Consider the following 26,061-nt stretch of genomic DNA (forward strand, 5'->3'; position numbering starts at 1 on the left):
GGTAAGTGCAAAAAGAGCAGCGTCCAACTGAACATTATTTTTGAAAACTGCGTTTTTTTCGTGCAATCAAGATGAGTTTTGCACAGGCAAAGAGCGCAGTAGACGAAATTGACTTTGTGGAATAGTTTCAGTCGTGATTTAAATGAGATCGAGATTATTATTAAGTTGCGTTAACGATTCCAGTTTGTGACATGCATCAAACATACTTTCTCTACTTAAACACAACATTGTTATCCGCTATTTGCAGCTGGTCACGGCCGCTATTTTTTGCTTTATATAGCGCGATATCAGCGGCTTTACTCAGTGCTTCAAAAGAGGTGAAATCACTATTGTTGTTGGCGAGCCCTGCACTGAACGTCAAATCACCAGAAAAGGTATTCGATTCCGCAAGCCTAAGCTTGCATTCTTCTCTTAATTGCTCAGCCAGTTGAAGACCTTCTTCCTCGTTACTATTTGGCAGAACAATCATAAATTCTTCACCGCCTAGGCGGCCTACCAGATTGGGTTTGCGCACAACGCTAGTTAACACCTTGGTTAAAAATAGAAGCACTTTGTCACCGACGTCATGCCCATAGGTGTCGTTTACTTGTTTAAAGTTGTCAATGTCTATCATCAATAAGCATAGGTTTTGTTTATCTCGCTGACTAATTTTAAATAGTCGCTCTCCTAAGCCTAATATTCTTCTTCGATTTGAAAGACCTGTCAGTGCGTCCTTAACCGCAAGTGACTTATTAGTGAGATAAAGCCTATAAATTATTAACATTAATAGTAGGATCATTGCGACAAACACTATAAGTGCAAGGATCGTGTACGTTTGACGAGCTTGCATTTGCTTTTCCTGAGTTAACTGGTCTTGCAAAAGTTTGTTTTTTCGTCTAAATATTGGTTAGTAAGTTGTTCTTTTTCTAAATTAAAGTGTGCATTTAAACGAGCAGCTTCTGACGTAATATCCAATCTAGCTTTGGCTAACAAGGCCCGTTCTGCCTTCGACATATAATAAAATGCCTCTTGGAAGCTTTCTTTTGCGGCTAAGATGGTCCCATAATTATTGTAAGCATCCCATTGACCAGCCAAGTCATCAGTAGGCGCAACCAAATCAACTGCTCTTTTCCCATAGATCAATCCTTTATCTAATTCACCAAGTTCAAACAAAGTATAGCTGTAATGCACATACGCATTGGCGATGTCGATGTCATTGCCCAATTGCTTCATCAGTGTTATTGACTCTTCAATCCATGTAAGTGTTTCGCGCTGATTTCCATCTTTACTGTAAAAATATGACTTTAATAAATAAGCATATGCGAGTGAGTCAATATCCTGAAATTCAGAAAGCACATCAATGACCTCGTCCAATAAAGCAAATGCATGCTGACGTTCGCCAACAATATTAATCATTTGAGCCTCTCCCATTTTTGCTCGCGCGATAAATCGCTTTGCTTGTTGCGGAAGCGATGATTGGGCTTGTTGGTAATATTCTAATGCTTGTTCATAATTTTTGAGCTCATAACTGATTATTGCAAGGTGATACAAACTCATTCCACCAATTAACGCCAGTTCTTTTTCGTCAGCGAAAAGGTGTAATGAGGTAAGTCTATCGATCGCTAACGAATATTGCTGTAAGTATGCTTGGTTCAATGAGGAATAAAGCGTTAAAACAGTTAACAGGTATTGAGCTTCCTCAACATACTGTTGTTCTTCTGATAATGTTTCAAAGGTGTTTAACGCGACACTAAAACTACTGTCTGCGTCTTCATATTGACCGCGATAGAAGAAGTAGTATGCATTAAAAAAATGCCATTTTATTGAATCAAAAGCGATTGGCTGTTCGATTGTTTCAGCTTCGATTTGATCTAGAAGTGGCCTCAATAAATCTGCACGCCCATATGTCAAATACAATGTTGATAAAGAAAATTGCTGCGCGAGTTTATCTTTGTTATTCGTTGAGCGTTCAATGCTTAACTGTAACTGCTTTTGCACTTCTAGAAAGCTTGCTTCCTCAAACGCATGGTGAAAAAACAGCATGGGCTTAGCATATATTGAGCTTGCAACAATCGCTAATAAACATAAGAGGGCTACGCTACTTGCTTTAAAACAACGGTTTAATTGCATTTAATCGTTAAATCCTTTGTTAAAAGCTAATTTTTTATAGTTACTTTGTGACGTCATTAGCTGAGCAAATAATGTGCAAGTTTGCAATGCATTTTATTAATAAACGTTAAATTAAATATTTAACGACGACTTACAGTAACTCATAATTAAACCATTAACTTTTTTAATGCATGTATCTGATTATCTTTCTTGGCGCATAAATCTTTGTCACAGAATATTGCGTTTGTTGAAAGCGTTGAAACTGCAGAAATATACGCTGATTATTCAGATATAGCTCATCAATCAAAATGCGTTTATGATTCATAGGTTATAATTTTAAACTTGCGGTCTTACTTTGACAAAGTGTCGGAACTTTTACTAACAAATAGGAAAGCTAAATGAGATGCAAAGAACTGTCCTTAGATGATGTGCGCAGATTGCTTATTGGGTGCACCGTTTTCGGCACTGGGGGAGGTGGTGAATTAACCGAAGGGTGGGATTTCATCGAGCATGCTCACGCGTTAGGTAAGCGTTTTTTATTGGCGAACATCGATGATGTTTCAGATGATACTTTACTATGTACACCCTATTTATTAGGTGCGTTAGACACACTTGAGACTATTAATAATCCTGAATTTTCAGCGATGCCGCGCACTCAAAACATCCCAATATTAGCGACCTTGCAAAAGGCGCAGTCTTTTATGGGGAGGCATATTGAAGGCGCTATATGCTGTGAACTTGGTGGTTCAAATACTGCTGTCGCTTTATTTATCGCAGCTATGAATGAAGGCTACGTTATTGACGCAGATCCCGCAGGTAGGGCAGTGCCTGAAATTACTCATTCTACTTATTATTTAGATGGACTTGCCGCATCGTCTGCAATTGCGAGTAATATCTTTGGTGAAACCTATGTCATCGAAAATATCGTAGACGATATGAGAGCAGAGTCAGTCATACGGGCGATTTCTGGCGTTAGCAATAACGATTTGTCGGTAATTGATCACATTATGCCGTGCGCCATAGTCTGATAAAAGGAACACTTTCGATGGCGTTAAAAGCAGGTCAGGCGCTAGAGAAAGCGATTCAAAATAAGCAAGATATAGCGCAAGCTTTGGCCATCGCATGCAACGGGAAAGTCCTCTGTAGAGGGACTGTAAACACGAGTCGCTTTGTGTCGAATGAGGGCTTCACCACCGGAACAATATGTATTGATGTTAAAGATATTAATTCAATGGTTTCTCAATCAGCCGAAACCTGTGAAATTGAAGTTAAAAACGAAAATATGCGGGTAAAAATTGATGGGGAAATAGTCGTCACTATTCCTGAACTGATTACATGTATCGATTTGACAAATCAATGTGTGCTTACGAATCCAATCATACCAAATCATGCTCAGGTTGCCGTTTTGATTTTGCCAGCACCCCATGCATTTACCTCTGAAAAAGGCCTAAGTGTGTTTGGTCCAGAATATCTGGATTTACCACAAGCCTACCAATCTTTCTTAAATAGGACAGATTAAAATGCCGCCTAGTGTTGATGGCTCACATATCAAGCAAGAACAGCTAATAGCGTGGCCTCGCGTTGCCGCAGTTTCAGCAATGGTCGCGTTTTCACTGCCGACTTTTATCACCGGTATTGAAATATATGAGGGGATGGCAATTGCAGATGGGCTTTGGGTGATACTTATTGCGTCGATTGTTTTAACGCTCATCGGTGGTGTAATGGGAAGTATTGGCGCGCTCACACGTTTAAATTCTTATCAATTGATTAACATCGCGTTTGGACGTCTTGGCGCAAGGGTAGTCAATATTGCGTTTTCTATATCACTATTGGGTTGGTTTGGCGTGAATATTGATTTGTTTGCCTCGGCGATTATTGAATTGAGCTTGCAGCAATTTAATATAATTATTCCCAGTTGGCCAATTGAGCTAATAGCCGCGGCACTAATGGTTTTGACGACGGTTATCGGATTTAAAGCAATAAATACATTGGCCTCTGCACTTATGCCTATTTTGATAATAGTAACTGGTTTTATGCTCATTGGCGCATTCGATACATTCAGTATTGAACAATATTTGCAAATCGAAAAAGCGCATTCAATGAATACAAGCCAAGGTGTTGCTGCGATAGTTGGTGCAATAATTATCGGAACTATCATTCTGCCCGATATTACAAGGTTCTGTAAAAGTTGGCAGGGCGGCCTTTATACCGCTTTTACAGCATATATGGTTGTGCAGTGTTTGGTCTTGTTGATCGCTGCCTTTGCCGCTGCTGCATACCAACAATTTGAAATTCTAAAGTTATTGCTTTTGCTTGGCTTAGGGCTAGCAGCATTTATAGTAGTCATTGCTGGCAGCTGGATTTTAAATTCCTTGAATTTCTACTCTACATTGTTATCGCTAGAGGCAAGTCTACCTCGTACATGGCATATCTTAACTCGAAAGCGTTATGCCTTTTTATTAGGGAGCCTCGGTTTTGTTGCGGCGCTTGCGAATATTTTGGACGTATTTATTACTTTCTTGATTGTTCTCGCCACGATCTTTATTCCAGTTGCAGGTGTTATAATTGTCGATTTTTGCTTAGTGAATCGCACAGCGTAGATGAATCAACAGGTAAATAAAGATAAGCATATAAACAAACCCGCTATGTTTGCTTGGTTTTGCGGTGCTGTGGTAGCTTCAGCTGATTTTGTTAGTGATATACCCACTATCAGTGGTATCGCCTCAATTGATGCGATCGCTGTTGCTGGCACCCTATATTTTGTAATGAGTAAAGCAACTACAAAATAAAACAATGCTTACACTTCAATCGGGGTAAAGTGTTTCAATACCCGCTTTGATTGCAGAGCAAATCGTTAAAATTTCATCGTGCGAGCAAATAAACGGCGGCATAACGTATATTAACTTTCCAAATGGTCGAATCCATGCGCCATGTTTTATAAATACCTTTTGTATTTCTGCAACATTCACTTGTTGCTTCATTTCAACTACGCCAATGGCACCAAGTACGCGAACATCATAGACGCTTTGGTAGGACAATAACGGAGTAAGTAATGCTTTTAACTGTATTTCTATTTGTTGAACCTGCCCTTGCCATTCGTTAGTTTTGATTAAACCTAAACTAGCATTGGCAACTGCACATGCCAGAGGGTTACCCATATATGTAGGCCCATGCATAAAAACGCCTGGCTCGCCAGCACAAGCGCCGATAGCCACTTCATCTGTACATAGTGTGGCGGCAAGCGTCATATAACCGCCTGTTAAAGCTTTGCCTAAACACATAATGTCTGGCGTGATATCAACATGATTACAAGCAAATAATTGCCCAGTTCTGCCAAAGCCGGTGGCGATTTCATCACAGATAAGCAGTACGTTGTATTCATCACAGAGTTGCCTGCACTCGCGCAAATATTCTGGATGATAGATTCGCATTCCACCTGCACCTTGCACGACGGGTTCAAGTATCATCGCTGCAATTTCATTATGATGTTCGTGAAGCAGTTCACGCATCGGTAAAATATCGTCTGGATTATAAGTACTATCAAATCGTGTTTGAGGTGCCGGTGCAAAATAGTGTTGTATTAATGACTTTTGAAATAGGCTGTGCATGCCATTAACGGGGTCACACACAGACATTGCCGCGAATGTGTCGCCGTGGTAACCATTTCTTGGTGCAAGCAATTTAGTTTTTCTTGTCTGACCTTGGCAAGCCCAATATTGAAGTGCCATCTTAATCGCGACTTCAACGGCAACCGATCCCGAATCAGCAAGAAAGACTCTATTTAAACCTTCAGGTGTCATTTCAATTAAGGATTTACAAAGGTCAATGGCGGGTTGATGTGTCAATCCACCAAACATAACGTGTGAAAACGCTTCTACTTGTTTGTGTGCAGCGTCGTTTAATACAGGGTGGTTGTAACCATGGATTGCTGCCCACCAAGAAGACATACCATCGATGATTTCTTCTCCACTGGCTAAGGTCAGACGAGTACCTCTTGCAGCAGTCACTTCATAGCAGGGAAGTGGCGAGGTTGCTGAAGTGTAGGGGTGCCAGATATGACGCTTATCAAATTCGATATTGTTCAAAATATAACCTTTAGTAAAGTTTGCATCTTAATTAAGATTGACAAGTTTGACGCGGCGCATAGACTAGTCGACATTAGTAGCCCAGTAAAGATGTAAATTGCAAAGATGCAAATACAATCATGGCTAAAACTCGAATTTATAAAGACCAACAATATGACTGAATTAGCGCACCAAGCCAACGAGACTAGCACTTTGCTTAATCCAAGACATAATTGGACCTTAGAGGAAGTTAATACACTTTTTGCAATGCCGTTTAATGATCTATTATTTAAAGCGCAAACGATTCATCGCGCTAACTTTGATCCCAACCATGTGCAAGTAAGCACTTTGTTATCCATCAAAACTGGCGCATGTCCAGAAGATTGCAAGTACTGTCCTCAGAGCGCACGTTACGATACGGGGCTCGAAAAAGAACGTTTAATGGAAATTAAAAAGGTTATTGAGCGAGCAAAAGAAGCGAAAGCGGCTGGCTCTACTCGTTTTTGTATGGGGGCTGCGTGGCGTAATCCAAAAGACCGTGATATGCCTTATGTTACAGATATGGTTAGAGAAGTTAAGAAGCTCGGTATGGAAACTTGCATGACATTGGGAATGCTTTCGCGTGAGCAGGCGTTGTCTCTCAAACAAGCTGGATTGGATTACTACAATCATAATTTAGATACTTCACCAGAGTTTTACGGTGACATTATTACTACCCGTACTTACCAAGATCGTCTAGATACTCTCAACAACGTCCGTGAAGCTGGAATGAACGTGTGTTCTGGTGGGATTGTCGGAATGGGTGAAACAGGCGACGACAGAAGTAGCTTGCTCATTCAATTAGCTAACCTCCCTCAACAACCAGAGAGTGTTCCCATCAATATGTTGGTGAAAGTAAAGGGTACACCCTTGGATAAAGTTGAAGATTTAGATGAATTTGAGTTCATACGCACAATCGCGGTCGCGCGCATTATGATGCCGCAATCGTACGTTCGATTATCTGCAGGTCGTGAATCAATGAACGAACAAACCCAAGCGTTATGTTTTTTTGCGGGGGCAAATTCAATTTTTTACGGTTGTAAACTACTGACTACTTCAAATCCTGAAACGCATGAAGATGTTATGTTGTTTAAAAAGTTAGGCATCAATTCAGAAAAAACCAGACAATACTCAGACGAAGCTTATGAAGCGGCGCTTGTTGATGAAATAACTCAGCAACAAGGAACAGAACAATTTATTGATGCCTCTGCTAAATATGCGAAAACGTCTAAGGCAGAAGCTTAGCGCTAAGCAAGTATTGAGTACGGTATATTGTCATCTTTTAGCTATATCAAAAAAGCGGTAGACCAGCGCAAATCGCAGCATCTTTTTCGCAAGCGTACCGTCGTTAGTAGCAATGTATCAATGGTGATGGAAGTTGAGGGAAATTATTACCTCAATTTTGCCAGTAATGACTACTTGGGCTTAGGGCAGCAACAGGATGTTTTGCAAAGCTACGTTGAAGGATTAAGTCTCCACGGAGCGGGCAGTGGCGCATCTTCAGTCGTCTCCGGCTATAACAAAGAGCATTTAGCGCTTGAGTCATTTATATGCGAGCATACCAACAAAGAAGCGGCTTTGTTGTTCAGTAGTGGATTCGCCGCAAATCAAGCTATTTGTCATGCTTTGTTTGCCTCGGGCTTTTCCAAGCCACAAGAGAATCTAGTGATCAGTGATAAATGGATGCATGCTTCTTTCGTAGAGGCGGCAAGTTCGTTACAAACTCCTTTTAAACGCTTTAAACATAATGATCTTGAGCATCTAGCGTATCTATTAGACAGTTGCCCCTCTAATACACTCATAGCAAGTGAAGGTGTGTTCAGCATGGACGGGGACGAAGCGCCATTAAGTGACATGGTTAATCTACTAGAAACATCTGCATTTACCAACAGACCTTGGCTAATGGTTGACGACGCACATGCTATTGGTGTAACGGGCAATAGCGGAATGGGCAGCTGTGATGCAAGTAACCCGGATAGAGATCAAATAGACATTGTTATGGGAACATTTGGCAAGGCAATTGGAACCTCTGGAGCATTTGTCGCGGGCAGCCAAGCATTGATAGACTTCTTACTTAATTTTGCGCGTCACTATGTTTATTCAACCGCTATTCCGGCGGCAGTCGCTAAGGCAACACTGACTAGTTTCAAATTAATGAGAGATAGCGACTCAAGAAATTTACTTCATCAAAATATCGCACTATTCAAGCACAAATGTTTATCTAGAGGTATCCCATTAACTGACTCTGCTTCTGCTATTCAGCCAATTATTTTGGGCAATCCCGAATTGACTTTGAACTGCTCTTTATCTTTAAAAGCACTTGGAATCTGGGTGGGCTGCATACGAACACCTACTGTTCCTAAACATACAGATCGTTTACGCATCACTCTAAGTGCTATGCATCAAGAAAAGGATATCAACGCACTTGTTGATGCCTTAGAACTCTCGCTCAAACAAAATGGGTTTAATAGCAAGACAAACGGGCCGACTTTATGACGATTCAATCCTCTTTTGCGCACAAAGCCAATGAAGCGTTATGCAATGTTAGTTGTTCGGAAATTGCTCGCGGATTTAGTAGAGCCGCCTATTCCTATAATGCATCAGCTAAAGTTCAAAAGCCGATTGCGGAATTTGCCATTCACAGACTCAATCAAATAAGAGCGGCAAGTGACGAGTCCATTGTCGACTTGGGGTGCGGTACTTCTTTAAAGCTTAAGGAAATAAAAGCGAACACTTCACGCTACATTGGTTTGGATTTAGCCAGTGGTATGCTTGAAAAAGCGCGTATGAGCGCAAAATTAAATGAAGTGGATAATGCGCACTTTGTTAACGCGAATGCAGCAGTATTGCCATTTCAGGCGAACTCTTTCGACCTTGTGTTTTCCTCGATGGCACTGCAATGGTGTCAAGCCAAATATGACGTTATAGCAGAAATTAAACGTATACTGCGTACTCGTGGTCGAGCAGTGTTAGCCATATTAGTCGATGGTTCATTTAATGAATTAGAAAGTGCGTGGGCTGACCTTTCAATACCATCAAGGCTCAATCGCTTTGCCAATACGCAAAATTGGTTAGATGCGATAAAGCAAAATAAGCTGCAATGTAGTGTCGAGGAACAAGACTTTTTTCAATACTTTGACAATAGTTTGGGCATGCTTAAATCGCTTAAGTCGATCGGGGCGGATACACAATTGTCCTCTAGTCGGTTCTCAGCGATCACAAAAAGCGAACTCAAAAAACTAGACTTACTTATGCGCAACCGACAGCCTTCGATAGCGCATTCAGAGAGTGAAGAAAGTGTCGAAAGTGATAAATTAAAGAGCTTGGCACTTACTTACAAAGTAGCTTTCTTTACCGTTCATAAATAGTTTTCGAAGCAACGAATAACGAAAGGATAAACAATGTCTCTTGATACAGTTTTTTCGGTTTTAGAGGGGATACCAGCAGTTTTTATAACGGGAACTGACACCGATGCTGGTAAAACCTATGTTAGCGAACGTTTACTGCGTTTGGCTGCTCGAAAAGGGAAGAAATGTGCAGGTTTCAAGCCTATTTCAGCAGGGTGCGAGCAAACATATCAAGGTCTCAGAAATGACGACGCATTACGATTGACCCAAGCTTCTTCAATTAAATTACCTTATGAGTTGGTTAACCCAATTGCATACCTTGATCCTGTCGCACCGCATTTGGCAGCACTAAAAGCTAAGCAAACCATTAGCATTGATACGGTAAATGAGGCTTACAACGCGATTTCAGAAAGGGCGCTCGATTTCTTATTGGTTGAAGGCGCTGGGGGATGGCAATTACCCTTGGGGCAGGTGGTTAATAACGGTGAATTGACAGAAGAACAATGGTACATGCCAGATTTTGTCAAAACGCATGATCTGCCGGTTATTTTGGTCGTCGGTATGAAGCTAGGCTGCTTGAATCACGCCTTACTATCGTATCAAGCGATCAATGCGTCGGGGTGTTCGTGTATTGGTTGGATTGCGAATCAAATCGACCCAAACATGGATTATTATAAAGAAAACATAAATAGTCTTAAGGCGCTAATACCAAAACCAATGTTGGCGGAAGTGTTATTCGAAGATCAATAATGAGTAAACAAATATTCACTTAGATCACTATTGACAGGTAGTTCGAGCTTTTGCTTTCCTTGAAAAACGTAGGCCTCTAAATCACCAATTAGCTTTGCATTAAATCCATTTATCAAAATTGCTGAGCCTTCTTTTAGGCCGATGACAGGAGTTTGAGGGGACAAAATGCAAAACTCTTGTATACGTTGGTCTCTTGTTTCACCATTGTGGTTTGGTGCTACATAGTCAGTATAATGCGGATTTAACTGCGCGTTAATTAGTGCTAAGCCATCGAAGCTAAGTGGCTGTACGATTGGCATATCATTGGTTGTTTTAATAGAAAGCCCTGTGATATTACTGCCTGCGCTCCAACCAATGTACTTACAGCCTTGCGTGACCTTGGCTTTTAATAGCGGCATTAACTCTTTTTCCTGCAAATTACTTAACAGGTTAAAGGTGTTTCCGCCACCAACCAATACTGCCTTTGCTTCATTGATGGCTGTTTTTGCGCAATCATATTCATGAAGCCCTTTTATGCCTAGTTCGGGGAGGGCGTCAGATACTTTTTGTGTGTAATCATCCCAAGACACACTTACGCCTGCATAAGGAATGAAGACTACATCCTTGATGTTGTCGAGCAGGTTGTATATTGCCGGCTTGGCTTCAAGTAAGTACGGGTTATTGTTTACTTTAGAACTGCTAAGCAAAAGAGCATTGATTGACATTATAAGCGCTACATCATTATTTTTTTAAAATGTTAGCACGAGAACTATGCTCTGATAAGCATCTATTTATAGAGGGGGTTAATACAGACGCGCTTATTACTTCTTTACTTTGTTTAATTTATATCAGGTGTATTCTAATGTCCTAGGCATTTATTTATCACGGATGTTCTGGCATTATTTCGATATCTAGACGTGCTTTGTCTTCGAATGATTTGATGTAAAACGTCAGTTTCTATTCACTACAATTAAAACAGAGGAAGTTCACCCCAGTGCTTGAAGATAAGAAAATCACGTCCGTACTATTTGTTTGCTTAGGCAATATCTGTCGTTCTCCGACTGCTGAAGGTGTTTTTGCTAAGAAAGCTATGGAACAAGGCTTAAGGGTAAAGATTGATTCGGCCGGCACGGCGGGTTTTCATGAGGGGGCGGCGCCAGATAAGCGCTCTCAGCAGGCCGCAAATGCTAAGGGCTATGACTTGAGCAAACTTGAGTGTCGTCGTGTAGTTGAGCGCGACTTTCAAGATTTTGATTTGATCATAGCCATGGACGATAGCAATATGAGAGATTTACTGAAAAAATGTCCCGAAGAATTACAGGACAAAGTCCGCCTATTTCTGACGTTTGTGGACACAGAGTTTAGCGAAGTCCCCGATCCATATTATGGTGGAAAACGTGGGTTTGAACTGGTTTTAGACCTCATAGAAAAAGCCAGTGATGGCCTAATTTCATATATAAAAGCGACCTAAGCATTGCGCAAAATATACGTTCTGGCGCTTATCATTTTATTGGGAGCGTGTGTTTTATATTTATTTTTCCCTACGCCAATGTGGTGGCAAGATGATATCGAGCGATATATCGTTTTAAACATTAAGTTACCGGTCGTACTCACCGCAATACTGGTTGGGGCTGCAATATGTGTGAGTGCTGCTAGTTTACAAGTGCTATTGCGCAATCCATTGGCTGATCCTGGTCTCATTGGTATCTCAAGCGGCGCAAGTTTGGTTGCGGCATGTTTAATATTAATCGGTGGGTTACCTGTTATTTCTGAATGGCTAGTTGGATACTCTACTACTCTTTCGGGTGTTCTTCAGACCTATATATTGGCATTTGCATGTTTTCTTGGCGCTATATTGAGTGCGTTTTTAATCATGAAATTAGCTAAGCGTATGATGAATACTCAAAGTGCGGTTATATTAATGGGAATCGGCATTTCAACGATTGCGGGTGCAATTATTGGCTGGCTTTATCTTATTGCGCCGCCTTCTTCAATTAAATCACTTACCTTTTGGTTGATGGGGAGTTTGCACAATACCGATATGAAAATGTTGATGCTTGTAAGTCCTGTTTTTACTATCGGCGGCGCTTATCTTTTGCACTCAGCTAAATATTTAAATTTACTATATTTGGATGCAAACTCGGCCCGGTTAAATGGTTTAGATGTCGAAAGGTTTGAGCGTAGAATACTCGTAATTTCAGCAATGCTTGTTGGGCTCAGTGTTTCTATTGCGGGTAGCATTGCGTTCTTAGGTTTGCTGGTACCGCATTTTGTGAGGGCTGTTATTGGTCACGATAATCGCCATGTGTTAGTTCTATCGTCTATTGTAGGTGCAACGTTTTTGATCATGACTGCACTGTTTAACGAGCTATTGTTTGTCAATCTCGTCCCCCTATCGATGATAACGGCATCGATAGGGGGCCCCTTATTTATCTTTGCGCTTTTAAAACAAAGGCATTAGCAACGTGCAGAAGTAACAGTCCACCTAAAGATTTTATTCACTGAATGCTAATGTTGCGGATACTGCCTTTTGCCACTTGTTCAATAATATTCTGCGGATATCAGCATTAATACTAGGCGTAAAGGTGCGTTCAATATGTTTGCTTTCTTTTATTTGAGCCAAGTCTTTATATAGGCCTAACTGCAAACCGGCTAAGTAAGCTGCGCCAATTGCGGTCGTTTCCATGTTGGTTGGTCTTTCGATATTGACTTGTAGGATGTCTGAGAGGAACTGACACAGCCAATCATTAGCAACCATTCCACCATCTACCAGTACTTTTCCTGATTCTACCCCATCAGCAGCCATCGCTTGTTGAAGATCAAATGTTTGATAGCATACTGCTTCCAATGCAGCTCTTGCAAAGTGAGCTGAAGAGGTGCCTCGAGTCATCCCAAATAGAGAAGCGCGGGCATTGGGCTGCCAATGTGGCGCACCTAATCCAGCAAAACCTGGAACTAAAAATACCCCATGGTCATAGTCGAGTGATTCAGCAAGCGTTTGGCTTTGTTTGGCATCTTGAATCACTTTGATGCCATCTCGGAGCCATTGCACGTTTGCACCCGCTGTAAAAATAGAGCCCTCTAGTGCATAGTATGTTTTGCCATTGACTTGGTATCCAATGGTGGTAAGTAGTTGATGTGTAGATTGAAGTGCAGACTCTCCCGTATTTAACAACGCAAAGCATCCAGTGCCATAGGTGCTTTTTAAATCGCCTTGTTCAAAACAACATTGCCCAAACAAAGCTGCTTGTTGATCACCAGCTACGCCTGAAATTGGCAAAGCCTGCCCAATAACCTTTTCACTAGTAACACCAAAATCATCCGAACATTGTTTGACTTCTGGGAGCATAGATTCAGGTATATCGAATAGACTTAGTAAATCTTTATCCCATTGAAGGGTATGTATATTAAACAAGTTAGTTCTAGATGCATTTGTCACATCGGTAAAGTGTGATTGACCTTCTGTCAAACGCCAAATAAGAAAGCTATCAACTGTGCCAAATGCAAGATTACCGGCATTAGCCTCGTCTCGAGCTCCCGCAACATTGTCCAGTATCCATTTGACCTTACTTGCCGAAAAGTAGGGGTCTAACAAGAGGCCTGTTTTAGCTCTCACCATATCTAGCTGGTCGGCAATACTGCTACAAAATTCAGACGTTCTTCTATCTTGCCAAACGATAGCATTATAAACCGGCTTACCTGTTTTTTTATTCCACACTAGGGTGGTTTCACGCTGATTTGTGATGCCAATACCTTTAACGGTATAACCTTTATCCTTTGCGCTACTAAGTGCGCTTTTGCAGGTTTCAAGCGTCGTACTCCAGATCTCTTCCGGATCGTGTTCGACCCAACCATTATCTGGGTAATGTTGCTCAAATTCTAACTGACTACTTGCGATTTTCTCACCGACAAGCGAGAACACAATCGCTCTCGTAGATGTTGTGCCTTGGTCAATAGAAAGAATGGCATTTTGTGAATCCTGCATGAAACATTACCTTTTATTTTAGTCGCAATTGCATTTGCAATCATCATAACGTGATGGTTTCTTAATGTTAATTTAGTGTAAAAAACGATGAAGATCTAGACTAACAAATAATCTTGCGTCTTGTATTAATCATATATATCATATTTTAGCATATTCTTACTATTTAATTTAGACTAGAAAACGTTCCGTTATCGTATCCAATTCACTCGGATCTGATAAAAAACAAACGATGAAAAGGCCATTATGATTTTACGAGAAACGAATATTAGCAAGCTTGCGAACCAAGAATTCGACGTGTTGATTTTGGGTGCAGGAATTAACGGCGCAGTTGCCGCTGCATCACTATCTCGCAAAGGAGCAAAAGTAGCGCTAATTGATAAGGGTGATTTCGCTGGCCATACTTCAAGTAACTCATCAAACCTAGCGTGGGGTGGGATTAAATATTTAGAAAACCACGAATATTTTTTGGTTAATAAACTCTGTAAGAGTCGCAACCACCTTATGCGGAGTTATCCATCAACGGTACGAGAAATTAGGTTTTTAACAACACTTCAAAAAGGCTTTAGGTTTCCCGCTTGGTTTGTTTATGCTGGCACTGTTTTGTACTGGCTAATGGGACGATTCTTTACTCAACGCCCTAACTTTCTATCATCTAACGAAATCAAAGCCTTAGAGCCTGCAATCGATGTCTCGAATGCTCAGGGGGGCTTTGAGTATTCGGATGCTTTTTTACATGATAATGACGCACGATTTGTTTATAACTTCATCCGCTCATCGATGGACAATGGAGCTATCGTAGCTAATTATGTGAGTGGTGAGGATAGTGAGTTTAAAAACGGAGCGTGGACAACAAAAGCCAAAGATCAAGAAACTGGCAGTACGTTTACAATTAAGTCTAAGGCAATCATAAATGCCTGTGGACCGATGGTGGATAAATATAATAGCACGGTTGAACAAACAACAGAGCACAACCATCTATTTTCTAAAGGTGTTCACCTCATCGTAGATAAGCTTACAAAAGTTGACAAGGTACTCGCGTTTTTTGCGTCAGATGGCAGGCTTTTCTTTGTTATTCCGATGGGCCAAAAGACGTGTATCGGCACCACTGATAATCAAGTAGAAAATCCGATAACAGACGTGACCGAAGACGACAGAGATTTTATCTTAAACAATGCCAATGCATTACTCGACTTGGATAAACCATTGACCAGAGACGATATTATCTCTGAACGTTGGGGGGTGAGACCACTAGCGATAAAAGGTGGTAAAGGAAAAGCCGATTGGGTTCAACTTTCAAGAAAGCATGCAATCGATGTTAATAAAGAACAAAAATACATCAGCATTTTTGGTGGCAAGCTCACTGATTGTATAAACGTGGGTGAAGAAGTCGCACAGATAGCACAGGATGTTGGTATTGAACTTAAGCAAGCTGAATCCATTTGGTACGGGGAATCGGCTGCAAGTATTAAACGAGAATTTGAGTACCGCGCTAAGTTGATTGATTTAGACTCGATGACGCCTAGCTATTCTTCTGAAAAATTGACAACCAGATTGTGGCGTCGTTATGACATACATGCTCTGCAAATTTTGGACGAAATTCAAAGGGATCCAACGCAAGCTGAACAATTAATGGAAAATGCCGAATATATCAGAGCTGAGCTGCACTATGCTGCTCGCCGTGAAATGATCACTCGACTAGAAGACTTTTTGAGACGCCGTTCAAAAATTGAGATGGTGTTGCGCAAAAAAGATATTGTGTCAACCGCAGGTATTGATGAAGCTTGTGATATTCTATTTGGTGATAAAGCTGCTCAGAAAAAACAAGAATATATTGATAATATACAGTAATCATCTTTAGGGATATTTTGAACTTCGCTGAGTTTAATTGACTCTTCAATCGCATTAAATTAGGACAGGCTAACGTATGCTTCAGTGTCAACAAATCGAAATTGAAGCTCGCTTATCTATTAATCAGATTGCGCTTGAAAGGGGGCAGTGTTGGCATCTTCTTGGCCCCAATGGCGCAGGTAAAACATCGTTTTTGAGTTTAGTTGCTGGCTTATTAACTCAAGACACAGGTGTATTGACGTTTGAATCAAAACCATTTGAAAACTTGAGCTTGATAGAGCTTGCGCAAAGGCGCTGCCTGCTCGAACAGTCTTATCTATGCCCTTTTTCAATAACGGTTGAGGAGTTATTATCGTTCTATAAGCCTACAGGCACCAATATTCAACCTTCTTCTGTCAGCATTCCTCAATTATTGGAAGATGCGCTTGGGATAACCCCCTTCTTGAAAAAACAAATTGAACATCTATCGGGTGGCGAAAAGCAACGGGTTCAAATTACACGTTGCTTATTGCAGGTGTGGTCAAGCATTTTGAAGGGCAATGCGCTTATTCTATTAGACGAACCTATCGCATCCTTAGATTTAAAATACCAAGTAAGTTTGATGAATTTATGTTCGGATTTAACTGCGATGGGCAACCTAGTAGTCCTATCATGTCACGACCTTAATATTAGCGCTAGATATGCAAGTCATATTGCTTTATTCAAAGAACGTCGATTAGTCGATGCGGGCCAAAACTCAAGCGTGTTAACGATTGATGCTATTCAAAAAGTATTTGATCAAAAGGTCACATGTACAGAGGTCACATCTAATAGCCAAAAAGTCTTTACAAGCGCTTAAACCCTAGCGAGACAATATGTTATTGTATGAGTTGCTTGAGGTATTTTCAGGTGCCTGTGATATCAAAATATTCAAGCTCAAGCAAAGGAAAACACTACACATACACAACATAGATTAAGGAACAAAAGTGAGTCAATGGACAATCGATAGTTGGAGACAAAAACCAATTCTTCAACAACCTACTTATGGTGATAAAGCACAACTAGAAGCAGTTGAAGAGAAACTCGCAAGTTATCCACCATTAGTTTTTGCGGAGGAGACACGCCAATTATATAAGCAACTGGGTGATGTTTCTTTAGGCAAGGGTTTTTTGCTACAAGGTGGTGATTGCGCTGAGTCTTTTGATGAGTTTAACGCTCCGAAAATCAGAGATACATTCAAAGTTATTTTGCAAATGGCGATCGTATTGACCTTTGCAGGCCGATGCCCAGTTACTAAAGTGGCGCGTATGGCGGGGCAGTATGCAAAGCCTCGCTCGGGTGATTTTGAAACGATAGATGGTGTGTCTTTGCCAAGTTACCGTGGTGATATTATCAACAGCTTTGAGTTTACTGAATCAGCGCGCATGCCTGATCCAAATCGTATGCTGGATGCCTATCACCGCAGTGCGTCAACGCTGAACTTACTGCGGGCATTTGCACAAGGCGGCTTAGCTGACTTGCATCAAGTCAACCGTTGGAATATGGCCTTTTTGGAAAATAACCCACTCAAAGAGCGCTACCAAGATATTGCAAATCGGATAGAAGATACTTTGGCGTTTATGAATGTAATCGGAGTAAATAGTGAGAATACATCGTCACTGCACGAAACTTCGCTGTTCACGTCTCATGAAGCGTTGCTTCTGAATTACGAGCAGGCATTAACACGTATCGATACATTGACAGGTAAGCCATACAATTGTTCTGCCCATATGCTTTGGATTGGTGAGAGAACAAGACAGCTTGACCATGCCCATGTAGAGTTTTTCAGTGGTATCAATAACCCAATCGGCGTGAAAGTAGGCCCAAGCATGCAAGAGGATGAGTTGATTCGTTTAATTGATGCGCTAAACCCAACTAACACGCCTGGTCGCTTGACTTTGATTACTCGAATGGGGGCAAATACGCTAGCTGATAATTTGCCTCGCTTGCTTAAGCGAGTCAAAGATGAAGGGAGGCATGTAGTTTGGAGCTCCGATCCGATGCATGGCAATACCTTTAAAGCGTCAAGCGGATTTAAAACACGAAACTTTGATGCTATTTTAAGTGAAATTAGACAGTTTTTTGAGGCGCATGCTTCGGAAGGAACACACGCAGGTGGTATTCACTTAGAAATGACGGGGCAACATGTGACTGAGTGTACAGGAGGTGCTTATCAGATTAGCGATGATGACCTTGCTCAAGCTTATCAGACTCAATGTGACCCTCGACTAAATGCTGATCAAGTACTAGAAATGGCGTTTTTAGTTGCTGATCATTTGAAAGTTAGTCAAACTAACTAGTAGATAAAATGTGCTTCGATTATCGAAGCACAAGACCCGCATAATTAGAATAATGGAAACGGAATTTCATGAACGCTAACTCTAATACCCTAAAAATTATTTTTGCACTTGCTTTTTGGATTGGGTTAAGTTCGTACTCAGTCCTTGTACAAGCTCAAACACTGCCGGTTGAAGCATTCGGCAAGCTCCCTGAAAAAAGCACATTTATACTATCCCCCTCTGGCAATCGAATGGCATATCGAGATACCAAAGGCGGCAAGGATATTATTACAGTAGTTGATATAGCTGAAAATGAGATTGTAGATGCGGTGAACGTTTCAAGTGTCAAACCTAACAGCTTATACTTTGTGGGTGATGACCGGTTAATCATGTTGGTAACACAAAATAAAAAGTTGCCTGGATTTAAAGGCCGTCATGATATTAGCGCCGCTTTCAGTTACGACTTAGAAACAGGAAAACTATTTCAATTATTAACTTTGGGTAAGGGTATCTATCTGGGGCAGTCTCAGATTGGACGCATTGTTGGTATTTCAACAGACCAAAAATATGCTTATATGCCTGCATATGGCGACGCAAATATACTTAACCTATACAGAGTCAGACTTGATAAAAGTGCTACACCAAGAATTCATAAAAGGGGCTCACATGGCATCATCGACTATTTTATGGATGGCGACGAAGTGATTGCCCGTGAGCGATTTGATAACAAAAGCAATAAACATGTTATCCACTCTTATATCACTGGCGAGCAGGTCGAAATTTTTAAAAATGAAACTGAAATTCCAAACAATTCTTTCGTTGGCTTGACACCCGATAAACAGCACTTAGTGATGACGGATATGGGAGAATCTGGTCGTTGGGAATATTATACGCTTTCTCTAACTGACGGAACGATAGAGGGGCCATTGTTCAGCAAAGAGGATCGTGATGTTGAACTGGCTATGACTGACTCAGAAAGAATCGTACACGGCGTTCAATATTCCGGTTTTAAACCAACGTATGAGTTTTTTGATAAAAAATTGAACGCAAGAATTAAAGGCATTAATCAAGCGCTTCCTGAGTTCACTTCAAAAATCCAAAGTTATACGCCTGATTGGAAAAAAATTATTCTTCATTCGTTTAGCGCAGAAAACTCGGGAAGTTATATTATGTATAGTAATGGCGGGCTCAGTTTAGTCACTGCTGAGCGCCCAGAGATTACTGCTCAACATGTAAACGAAGTGATTGAATATAAGTACCAAGCACGAGATGGCTTGACTATCCCTACTTTATTAACGTTACCCAGAAACAAAGAGGTAAAAGACCTTCCTGCCATATTATTGCCTCATGGTGGTCCTGAATCCTACGATCGTATTGGTTTCGACTTTATGGCGCAATACTTCGCTCATAAAGGGTATCTAGTGATTCAACCTCAGTTTAGAGGCTCGACAGGCTTTGGTATTCAACATCGTTTGAAGGGCAGAGGGCAGTGGGGAAAGACTATGCAAGATGATCTTACTGACGCCGTTAAGGCCTTAGCGAAGGATGGTAAGATCACCGCCCAAAATGTATGTATCGTTGGTGGCAGCTATGGCGGATATGCCGCATTAGCTGGCGCAACATTGACCCCAGATGTGTATAAATGCGCAATATCTCTAAACGGTGTGTCTGACCTTGATGCCATGATGAAAACTGAGCGGAGTAATTATGGCAGTAATCATTGGGTCGTAGCATATTGGGACAAAGTGATGGCAAACGGAAATTATAAAAGAAACTATTTAGAGTCTGTATCACCCATTAACTATGTATCAGATATTAAAATACCTGTGTTGCTAATACACGGTGAGTACGACGAAATCGTGCCATTTAAGCAGTCAAAAAATATGTATGAAGAAATGAAAGATGAAGACAAAGACGTCACTTTCATCGAGCTAAATAACGGTGATCATTTCTTGAGTACGGCTGAAAACAGAATCAAAGCGATGAAGGCGATGAGCGAGTTCTTAGAGCAACACTTGTCAACCAATTAATGTTGGTAGTCCCGAAGAGTGCCTTAGTTGTAGTAGCTCATATCTGGTCTGAGACATTTGATCGAAGGTGTCGACTTGAGCCGATAGGCAGATCAAGATGAGGAGCAGATACTCAGCCTTGTCTAATATTAAAGCGCATTGTCTACGTTTTGAGCAGTGAAAAGCGCTAATCAGAAGTAGAGAATATAATTCATTATTGGCTGTCCTATTGTCCTTTCTCTGCCAATGCCTATGATACATTTACTGATTTACACAAGGCTAAAGGCAACAAACAGCAAGAGTTAAATTATCGTATTAAATCCGTGAAATTAGCCGAAGAAAACAAAGATCATAGAATTACTTGTTTAAGGACGCTCTGGCTAATTTGGAAGCAACTATGGATTCAAATGATTCAAAATTAATAAAAGTAGATGAATAGCTGCTTTCCATATCGTGCTGCACCAACCTCACTTTTTTTTAAATATCGAGCTATGCGATGGCAACTAAACTTACTTAGTGGCAAGGCTTGATGAACTCGAAACTATGTGCTTAATTGCACTAAATACGATCGTTGTTTTTTATGTATGCTTTTTAGTCTGAAAATTAATGTATGGCCAGAAGAAAGACCATTTTATTGACCGACAAGAAATCAGTATTACTCGATTAATTCAAGTGTGTATAAATAAGCTAGTTAGGGTCAATAGAAAAGTTCTTATTTGCTTTTATTGCCGTTGTGCCTTTCTTGATTTCGGGCGCGGCAGTTTTTTAATCGTTTATATAGACTCAACTGCATACACAACCGATTGTTTTGTATCAGAGTTAAATGTAAATACATAATTGATAGTGGTGCCTAATAATTTCGTATTATCAAGTGTTGTTTCGTCAGCTAAGGCAATTTCAACTATTGTACCCTGTCCACTTTTTAAGTCTTCGGCTTCGTGCGAGGCGAAAACAAAAATTGGGGTTTCGTTTTTTGGGGGCCCATAAAAGAGGTAATAATATTTTCAATAAAAAAGGCTTTTTTTGATTAGCGTATTTTATTTCTTGTCTAGCTCTGTATCGATTGCCAGCATCAGCAACATAAAGCTGAATAATAATCACACAAAATATAACAAGCATATCTGGATTCTTGATGGGTGGAGCGAGTATGTCTTCAAACGTTATTTATTGACTAATGCTTATATCAAATACTTTTTACAAGACATGAAAATAAGCCATGCACGAGAGTATTAGCACTAGATACGTTGCATTAATAGCGATGTCCGTCGATTCTTTTAGGAATTTGAAAAGTTCCTAGAACAAATATAATTCACTATAACTATCCTCCGCGCTTACACAAAACAATAAAAATTACTTTCAGAGAATTCTTGAACAGTATAAGACTCAGTTAGATTGAAGAGGTATGTGCGTTCGGTCATCCTTATTGAACGTATTATCAATTTTGGAGTTTCTTCATTAACTAGAATAAAGCAAAAGTACTGGGGGGATGTATGAAAAAGTTTATTGTGTCTCTGTTGATAATCGTGTTGCTGTCAACAGCTTGGGGAACGTTTCGTGTTGCTGCTTTGATACAGGGCTGGTTGTTAACGCCATGGAGTGAAACCAATGATAGAAACGGATTCACAAATGCGCTAAATACGACAGTCAAAGAACAAACAAAAGGTAATGCAGTTGTAGCGTTAATTGAAGACGGTGAAATAGTACATACATATTTTTATTCAAAAGGCGAACCTGTTGATGAACAGTCAGTATTCGGTGTCGCTTCCGTCGGGAAGTGGGTGACTGCGATGGGAGTTATGCGCCTAGTAGAACAAGACAAATTAGATTTAGATACACCCGTCAGCACCTATTTGAAAAGTTGGGCATTACCTGCGAGTAACTTTGATAATGAAAAGGTTACTTTACGATTATTGCTTAGCCATACTGCGGGAATTGAGGATGGTTTAGGTCATGATGGCTTTGCTCCTGACGAAGAAATACAAGCCCTAGTCGAACATCTAACTAAAGCTGCTGATGCAGATCCAGAAGTTAGTGGCCGTGTTATTGTGACTCAAGAGCCTGGCAGTCAGTGGGACTATTCAGGAGGAAGTTACAATCTAATTCAATTGATTATTGAAGATGTGAGCGGGAAGACTTTTTCAGACTTTATGCACGAAGAAGTTTTTGCCCCCCTTAAGCTCACTAATACTCAATTCCAGGTTGATAGGAATGAACCACTACTAGCAGACTACTTTGGTGAGAACGAAACACTGCGTGTTTATCCTAATTATACATCACTTGCTGCTACAGGCCTTTATACAAACATAACTGATATGCATAAATTGCTGAAGGCAAACCTTAATTCTACCTATAGGATCGACGGATTTCCGAACTTACTGAGCGAGCAAAGCTTAAGTCAAATGCGAACACCAATCGCTAGCGTTGGTGGCCAATATATTTGGGGGGCAGGCGTAATGCTTTTTGCTCCGACCAAAAAAGGTTATGTCATTGGGCATGGTGGAAAGTCTCCATTTTTGAATGCTTCGGTTCGATTTGACCCAAGCAATGGTAGTGGTTTTATTATGTTTCAAACGGGTAACGAGGAAGCCTTCGCTTCTGATATCGCAACGCAATGGACGCTTTGGAAAACAGGAAAGCCCGACATTTATCTTGTGGAAAACAGAATTGATTTAGTAATTAAAGATGTCCTACTCGGTTTTGTTGTGATTGTGATACTTGTCATTGCATTTCGCATTTGGCAATCGAAGCGTAAACAGCTGCTTTAAACTAACTTTTATTGAAAGAGAGAAAAAAAATGACAAATTTAGTGGTCGTCGACCTTACACCAATAGATAAAGATAAAATGGCTCAATATAGCGCCTTAGCAGCAGAAACGCTGACCCCATTTAATGGCAATTTCATTGCTAAAGGCGAAGTTGATGTGCTTAGCGGTGAAGTACAACATAAGTTAAAAGTAGTTATACAGTTTCCTAATATCGAGAGCGCTAAAGCTTGGTATAAAAGTGAGGCATATCAGGCAATCATTCCATTGAGAGAAGAAGCAATGAAAAGCCAATTTCATCTGATTTAGTAATACAAAGAGTGCTTAATCGGTAAAATTAATAAGGTTCTAAAGGGAAATAAAATGAAAAACATCTTGGCTTTACTTTTAATTTCATTCAATTGGCTTTTGTATGCAAATCAGTGGGAGAGTAAAAGTATTGACACAAGTGCTGTAAATGCTTTAACAACATTGGTACAAGCAAACCCTGCTTTCTCAGCAAGCATTCTTGAGGAGCATTATATTGACAAAGATACTGGCGGTCTGGCCATACTTGGATCAAGGCTGACCACACCTGAGAACCTTAAGTCACTTTATTCGTCTATAAAAGAAGAGGATTGGTCTAACATTCAGCATTGCGCTTCGTATTTAAATGACCTCGATGAAAAAGCGACGTCAATAAGGTCTAAATTAGCGAAGCTGTCGAACACGTCATTATCAGGCGTTAAAATTTATGGTGTTATGGGCGCTGGAAACACAGCAGCGACGGCAAGCCCTACTGGGGTAGTATTGGGCTTAGAACTCATTTGTTTAGAAGACGCACAAGAAACAAGCATGAAGCGCAAACTAGAGGACTACATCACCCATGAGCTAGTGCATGTTTTGCAATTTCGTTTAACGAAAAGAACAAATTTCAATTTTAACTTACTAGAGATTTCGTTACTTGAGGGTAGTGCTGATTACATTGCTGAATTAATTGCAGGTACAGCTTACACCTTGAACGATGATAGAGCTGAATTTGGTTTAGGTAAGAATAGGCAACTCATCACTGATTTTAAGGCGACGATGCTATCGTCAGACTTTTCGCCATGGCTTTACACCGATGTTGATTCGATGCCCAGAGATATGGGCTACTGGGTAGGCTATCAAATAGCTAAAGCATATGTCGAAAATGGTGGTTCAATTGTCGATTTGCTCACGATGGAAAACGCGGAAGTTATATTAAAGAAATCAGCTTTATAGTCTTATATCTAAACAAGTTGTTAGTACATTTAGCGCTAACTGAACCTTTACAAGCTATGGTTGCATAGGGCAGAGCGATGTTTTATTCTGGTTTCATAGTGTCAGAGTAATAGAGACAATGAGCAACCGCGAGAAAAAAGCACAAGATCTCCAGCATACTGAGACTATGGACAGATTGCGCGACCGAACTGACGAACTTGAGTTAATAATTTCGAGTTTAACCCTGTTTGCGCTGCTTACGTTACCTGGTTGGCTATTTGCCAAAGTCGGTAATATCTTTATGCATCTGTCCACTAGTATGGTGATCATAACCAACGTGGGTGCATCAATATTTTCGGGTGTATGCTATGTTTTAGCAGCTTGCTTTATAGTGCATTTAATGGCTCGGGCCTATTGGGTAGGACTAATAGGTCTGAGATCCGCTTTTCCTAAGGGTATAAACTGGAACAAAACACCAAGTTTAGGGCCAATACTTCGCCGACATTACCAAAGAATATTACCTTCTGTTGACTCTGTCATTAATAAAACTGACCAACTTGCATCTTCTCTGTTTGCAGTTATCAGCTTGCTTACCTTGAGTGTGTTATGGTTTGGTACTGTTCTGTTAGTTACCTTAGTGATAACTGCCTACATTGGGTCAAGCTTTGGTGCAACTAATGCTGGAATTGGCATTGGTGTGATCATTATGAGCACGCTGCTACTAGTCTGCCCTTTATTGCTGTATTTACTAGACGCACAGCTCGTTGCCCGACTGCCAAAGCTTGGTAACAGTCGTACTATAAAAGCACTAATATCTTTGCTTAGGCAATTATCAGAACTTGCTTATCCACAGCGCTTGGTATTGCCTGTGCAACTCACTCTTCAAAGTAACACCAAACCATTTTTGGTGTCATTAGCAATGATTCTTGGCGTCATTGCAATTGTGGTGATTGGCAACACTAGTACCGCAGCATGGAGGAACTTTACCATTTCCGATGAATATGTTTATGTTGACGACGAACAGGTTCAAAAAGGATTTAGAAGTACGCACTATGAAGATATGCCCAGCTCACTTGATGGGGTAAGAGGGTGGCCACGTGTTGAAAGTTTTACCACTAGCGATTCGTATGTGCGTCTATTTTTGCCTTATCAGCCGCTGCGCGACAACCTGTTAGTGAAGGAGTATTGTAAAGATATTGAAACGCCGGAGAGCCGTTCAAACTGCTTTCGCAAACTTTGGAATGTGAGCATAAACGAAGTAGATGTAGCTATAGCCGACTTTGTTATCGCAGAGCGCGCCGATATAAACATGCGAGGTCTTATTGGCTTGGTTCCTATGGCAGGATTACGACCAGGCATGCATGAGATTTCTATAGTGCACAACCCATTGGCGAACGAAAGTGCAACACCCGTCGATGATCGCTATTCAACATCGAGTGTGACATTTACAATTCCTATTGCATTTACTCCGCCTTATGAAATGTCTTTAGAGCGCAATTCAAGCGCTGAAGGAGATCTGAAAAACTAATTACATCAAGCTCTTTGATTACCTCATTCTGTTCATTCAAAAGCCCGATGAATCAATGACGCCGTGAATCAGGATAATTGGGAATAATAGGTTAAAAAGCAAGCCGCACTGTAATGATTTAGCATTCAATATAACAATGCGGAAC

Annotated in this window: 23 protein-coding genes; 18 read left to right on the forward strand and 5 right to left on the reverse strand. The window is 40.7% G+C overall.

The features are described 5' to 3' along the window. Positions 1–211 precede the first annotated feature (211 nt). Both KUL10_RS12760 and KUL10_RS12765 read right to left on the reverse strand, forming a co-directional pair. Entirely contained in the window at positions 212–829 is a 618-nt protein-coding gene (locus tag KUL10_RS12760) for a GGDEF domain-containing protein (protein ID WP_110429330.1), read from the reverse strand. 14 nt (positions 830–843) lie between these two features. Continuing rightward, positions 844–2,109, reverse strand: a complete 1,266-nt coding sequence (locus KUL10_RS12765; RefSeq protein WP_110429331.1) for a tetratricopeptide repeat protein — start codon at positions 2,107–2,109, stop codon at positions 844–846. Positions 2,110–2,486: 377 nt separating this feature from the next. Here KUL10_RS12765 and KUL10_RS19010 point away from each other — a divergent pair, with 377 nt between their 5' ends. Genes KUL10_RS19010 through KUL10_RS12780 form a run of 4 tightly spaced genes read left to right on the forward strand, consistent with a single transcriptional unit; the run spans position 2,487 to position 4,877 of the window. Continuing rightward, entirely contained in the window at positions 2,487–3,116 is a 630-nt protein-coding gene (locus tag KUL10_RS19010) for a DUF917 family protein (RefSeq protein ID WP_373415188.1), read from the forward strand. A 17-nt stretch (positions 3,117–3,133) separates the two neighbouring features. Further along, complete coding sequence (locus tag KUL10_RS19015) at positions 3,134–3,607, forward strand: hypothetical protein (protein WP_373415189.1); 474 nt, start codon at positions 3,134–3,136, stop codon at positions 3,605–3,607. A gap of 1 nt (position 3,608) precedes the next feature. Continuing rightward, positions 3,609–4,688 (forward strand): cytosine permease, encoded by a 1,080-nt coding sequence (locus KUL10_RS12775; protein ID WP_110429332.1) that lies wholly within the window; start codon positions 3,609–3,611, stop codon positions 4,686–4,688. Then, on the forward strand, positions 4,689–4,877 hold the full coding sequence (locus tag KUL10_RS12780; protein ID WP_110429333.1) for a hypothetical protein: 189 nt from the start codon (positions 4,689–4,691) through the stop codon (positions 4,875–4,877). A gap of 15 nt (positions 4,878–4,892) precedes the next feature. On the opposite strand, the gene bioA is transcribed toward KUL10_RS12780, so the two are convergent. Next, positions 4,893–6,173: an adenosylmethionine--8-amino-7-oxononanoate transaminase gene (bioA, locus tag KUL10_RS12785; protein ID WP_110429334.1), complete on the reverse strand. Its 1,281-nt coding sequence runs from the start codon at positions 6,171–6,173 to the stop codon at positions 4,893–4,895. A gap of 153 nt (positions 6,174–6,326) precedes the next feature. Here bioA and bioB point away from each other — a divergent pair, with 153 nt between their 5' ends. The 4 genes from bioB to bioD are packed head-to-tail and all read left to right on the forward strand — an operon-like array spanning position 6,327 to position 10,288. Further along, complete coding sequence (gene bioB / locus KUL10_RS12790) at positions 6,327–7,436, forward strand: biotin synthase BioB (protein WP_110429445.1); 1,110 nt, start codon at positions 6,327–6,329, stop codon at positions 7,434–7,436. A 27-nt stretch (positions 7,437–7,463) separates the two neighbouring features. Then, positions 7,464–8,687 (forward strand): 8-amino-7-oxononanoate synthase, encoded by a 1,224-nt coding sequence (locus KUL10_RS12795; RefSeq protein WP_233499818.1) that lies wholly within the window; start codon positions 7,464–7,466, stop codon positions 8,685–8,687. Further along, entirely contained in the window at positions 8,684–9,559 is an 876-nt protein-coding gene (locus KUL10_RS12800; RefSeq protein WP_110429335.1) for a methyltransferase domain-containing protein, read from the forward strand. The genes KUL10_RS12795 and KUL10_RS12800 overlap by 4 nt, the downstream gene beginning before the upstream one ends. Positions 9,560–9,592: 33 nt before the next feature. After that, positions 9,593–10,288, forward strand: a complete 696-nt coding sequence (gene bioD / locus KUL10_RS12805; RefSeq protein WP_233499819.1) for a dethiobiotin synthase — start codon at positions 9,593–9,595, stop codon at positions 10,286–10,288. Here bioD and pepE read toward each other — a convergent pair. Further along, entirely contained in the window at positions 10,282–10,992 is a 711-nt protein-coding gene (gene pepE / locus KUL10_RS12810; protein ID WP_199509238.1) for a dipeptidase PepE, read from the reverse strand. The genes bioD and pepE overlap by 7 nt on opposite strands. Before the next feature lie 269 nt (positions 10,993–11,261). Here pepE and KUL10_RS12815 point away from each other — a divergent pair, with 269 nt between their 5' ends. Beyond that, positions 11,262–11,738: a low molecular weight protein-tyrosine-phosphatase gene (locus KUL10_RS12815; protein WP_110429336.1), complete on the forward strand. Its 477-nt coding sequence runs from the start codon at positions 11,262–11,264 to the stop codon at positions 11,736–11,738. 3 nt (positions 11,739–11,741) lie between these two features. Further along, the gene (locus KUL10_RS12820; protein WP_110429337.1) at positions 11,742–12,728 is read left to right on the forward strand and encodes an iron ABC transporter permease; all 987 of its coding nucleotides are present in this window, start codon (positions 11,742–11,744) and stop codon (positions 12,726–12,728) included. A 33-nt stretch (positions 12,729–12,761) separates the two neighbouring features. On the opposite strand, the gene glpK is transcribed toward KUL10_RS12820, so the two are convergent. Continuing rightward, positions 12,762–14,252: a glycerol kinase GlpK gene (glpK, locus tag KUL10_RS12825; RefSeq protein ID WP_110429338.1), complete on the reverse strand. Its 1,491-nt coding sequence runs from the start codon at positions 14,250–14,252 to the stop codon at positions 12,762–12,764. A 243-nt stretch (positions 14,253–14,495) separates the two neighbouring features. On the opposite strand from glpK, the gene KUL10_RS12830 reads away from it, so the two are divergent. From KUL10_RS12830 to KUL10_RS12870, 8 genes are all read left to right on the forward strand, one after another. Next, positions 14,496–16,100 carry a glycerol-3-phosphate dehydrogenase/oxidase gene (locus KUL10_RS12830; protein WP_110429339.1) on the forward strand — a complete coding sequence of 535 codons (1,605 nt, stop codon included), beginning with the start codon at positions 14,496–14,498 and terminating at the stop codon, positions 16,098–16,100. 76 nt (positions 16,101–16,176) lie between these two features. Next, a complete protein-coding gene (locus KUL10_RS12835) occupies positions 16,177–16,938 on the forward strand; it encodes an ABC transporter ATP-binding protein (RefSeq protein WP_110429340.1) in 762 nt (253 codons plus the stop codon). A 127-nt stretch (positions 16,939–17,065) separates the two neighbouring features. After that, complete coding sequence (locus tag KUL10_RS12840) at positions 17,066–18,418, forward strand: class II 3-deoxy-7-phosphoheptulonate synthase (protein WP_110429341.1); 1,353 nt, start codon at positions 17,066–17,068, stop codon at positions 18,416–18,418. A gap of 68 nt (positions 18,419–18,486) precedes the next feature. Beyond that, entirely contained in the window at positions 18,487–20,427 is a 1,941-nt protein-coding gene (locus KUL10_RS12845) for a S9 family peptidase (protein ID WP_110429342.1), read from the forward strand. Positions 20,428–21,896: 1,469 nt separating this feature from the next. Further along, positions 21,897–23,171, forward strand: coding sequence for a serine hydrolase (locus tag KUL10_RS12855; protein ID WP_110429344.1), 1,275 nt, complete (start codon positions 21,897–21,899; stop codon positions 23,169–23,171). Between the two features lie 29 nt (positions 23,172–23,200). Then, positions 23,201–23,476: a DUF1330 domain-containing protein gene (locus tag KUL10_RS12860; RefSeq protein ID WP_110429345.1), complete on the forward strand. Its 276-nt coding sequence runs from the start codon at positions 23,201–23,203 to the stop codon at positions 23,474–23,476. Positions 23,477–23,530: 54 nt separating this feature from the next. After that, on the forward strand, positions 23,531–24,409 hold the full coding sequence (locus KUL10_RS12865) for a DUF2268 domain-containing putative Zn-dependent protease (protein ID WP_110429346.1): 879 nt from the start codon (positions 23,531–23,533) through the stop codon (positions 24,407–24,409). Between the two features lie 118 nt (positions 24,410–24,527). Beyond that, a complete protein-coding gene (locus KUL10_RS12870; protein WP_110429347.1) occupies positions 24,528–25,916 on the forward strand; it encodes a hypothetical protein in 1,389 nt (462 codons plus the stop codon). Positions 25,917–26,061 lie beyond the last annotated feature (145 nt).

The sequence above is a fragment of the Glaciecola sp. KUL10 genome (genome assembly GCF_003203515.1).
GTDB lineage: Bacteria > Pseudomonadota > Gammaproteobacteria > Enterobacterales > Alteromonadaceae > Glaciecola.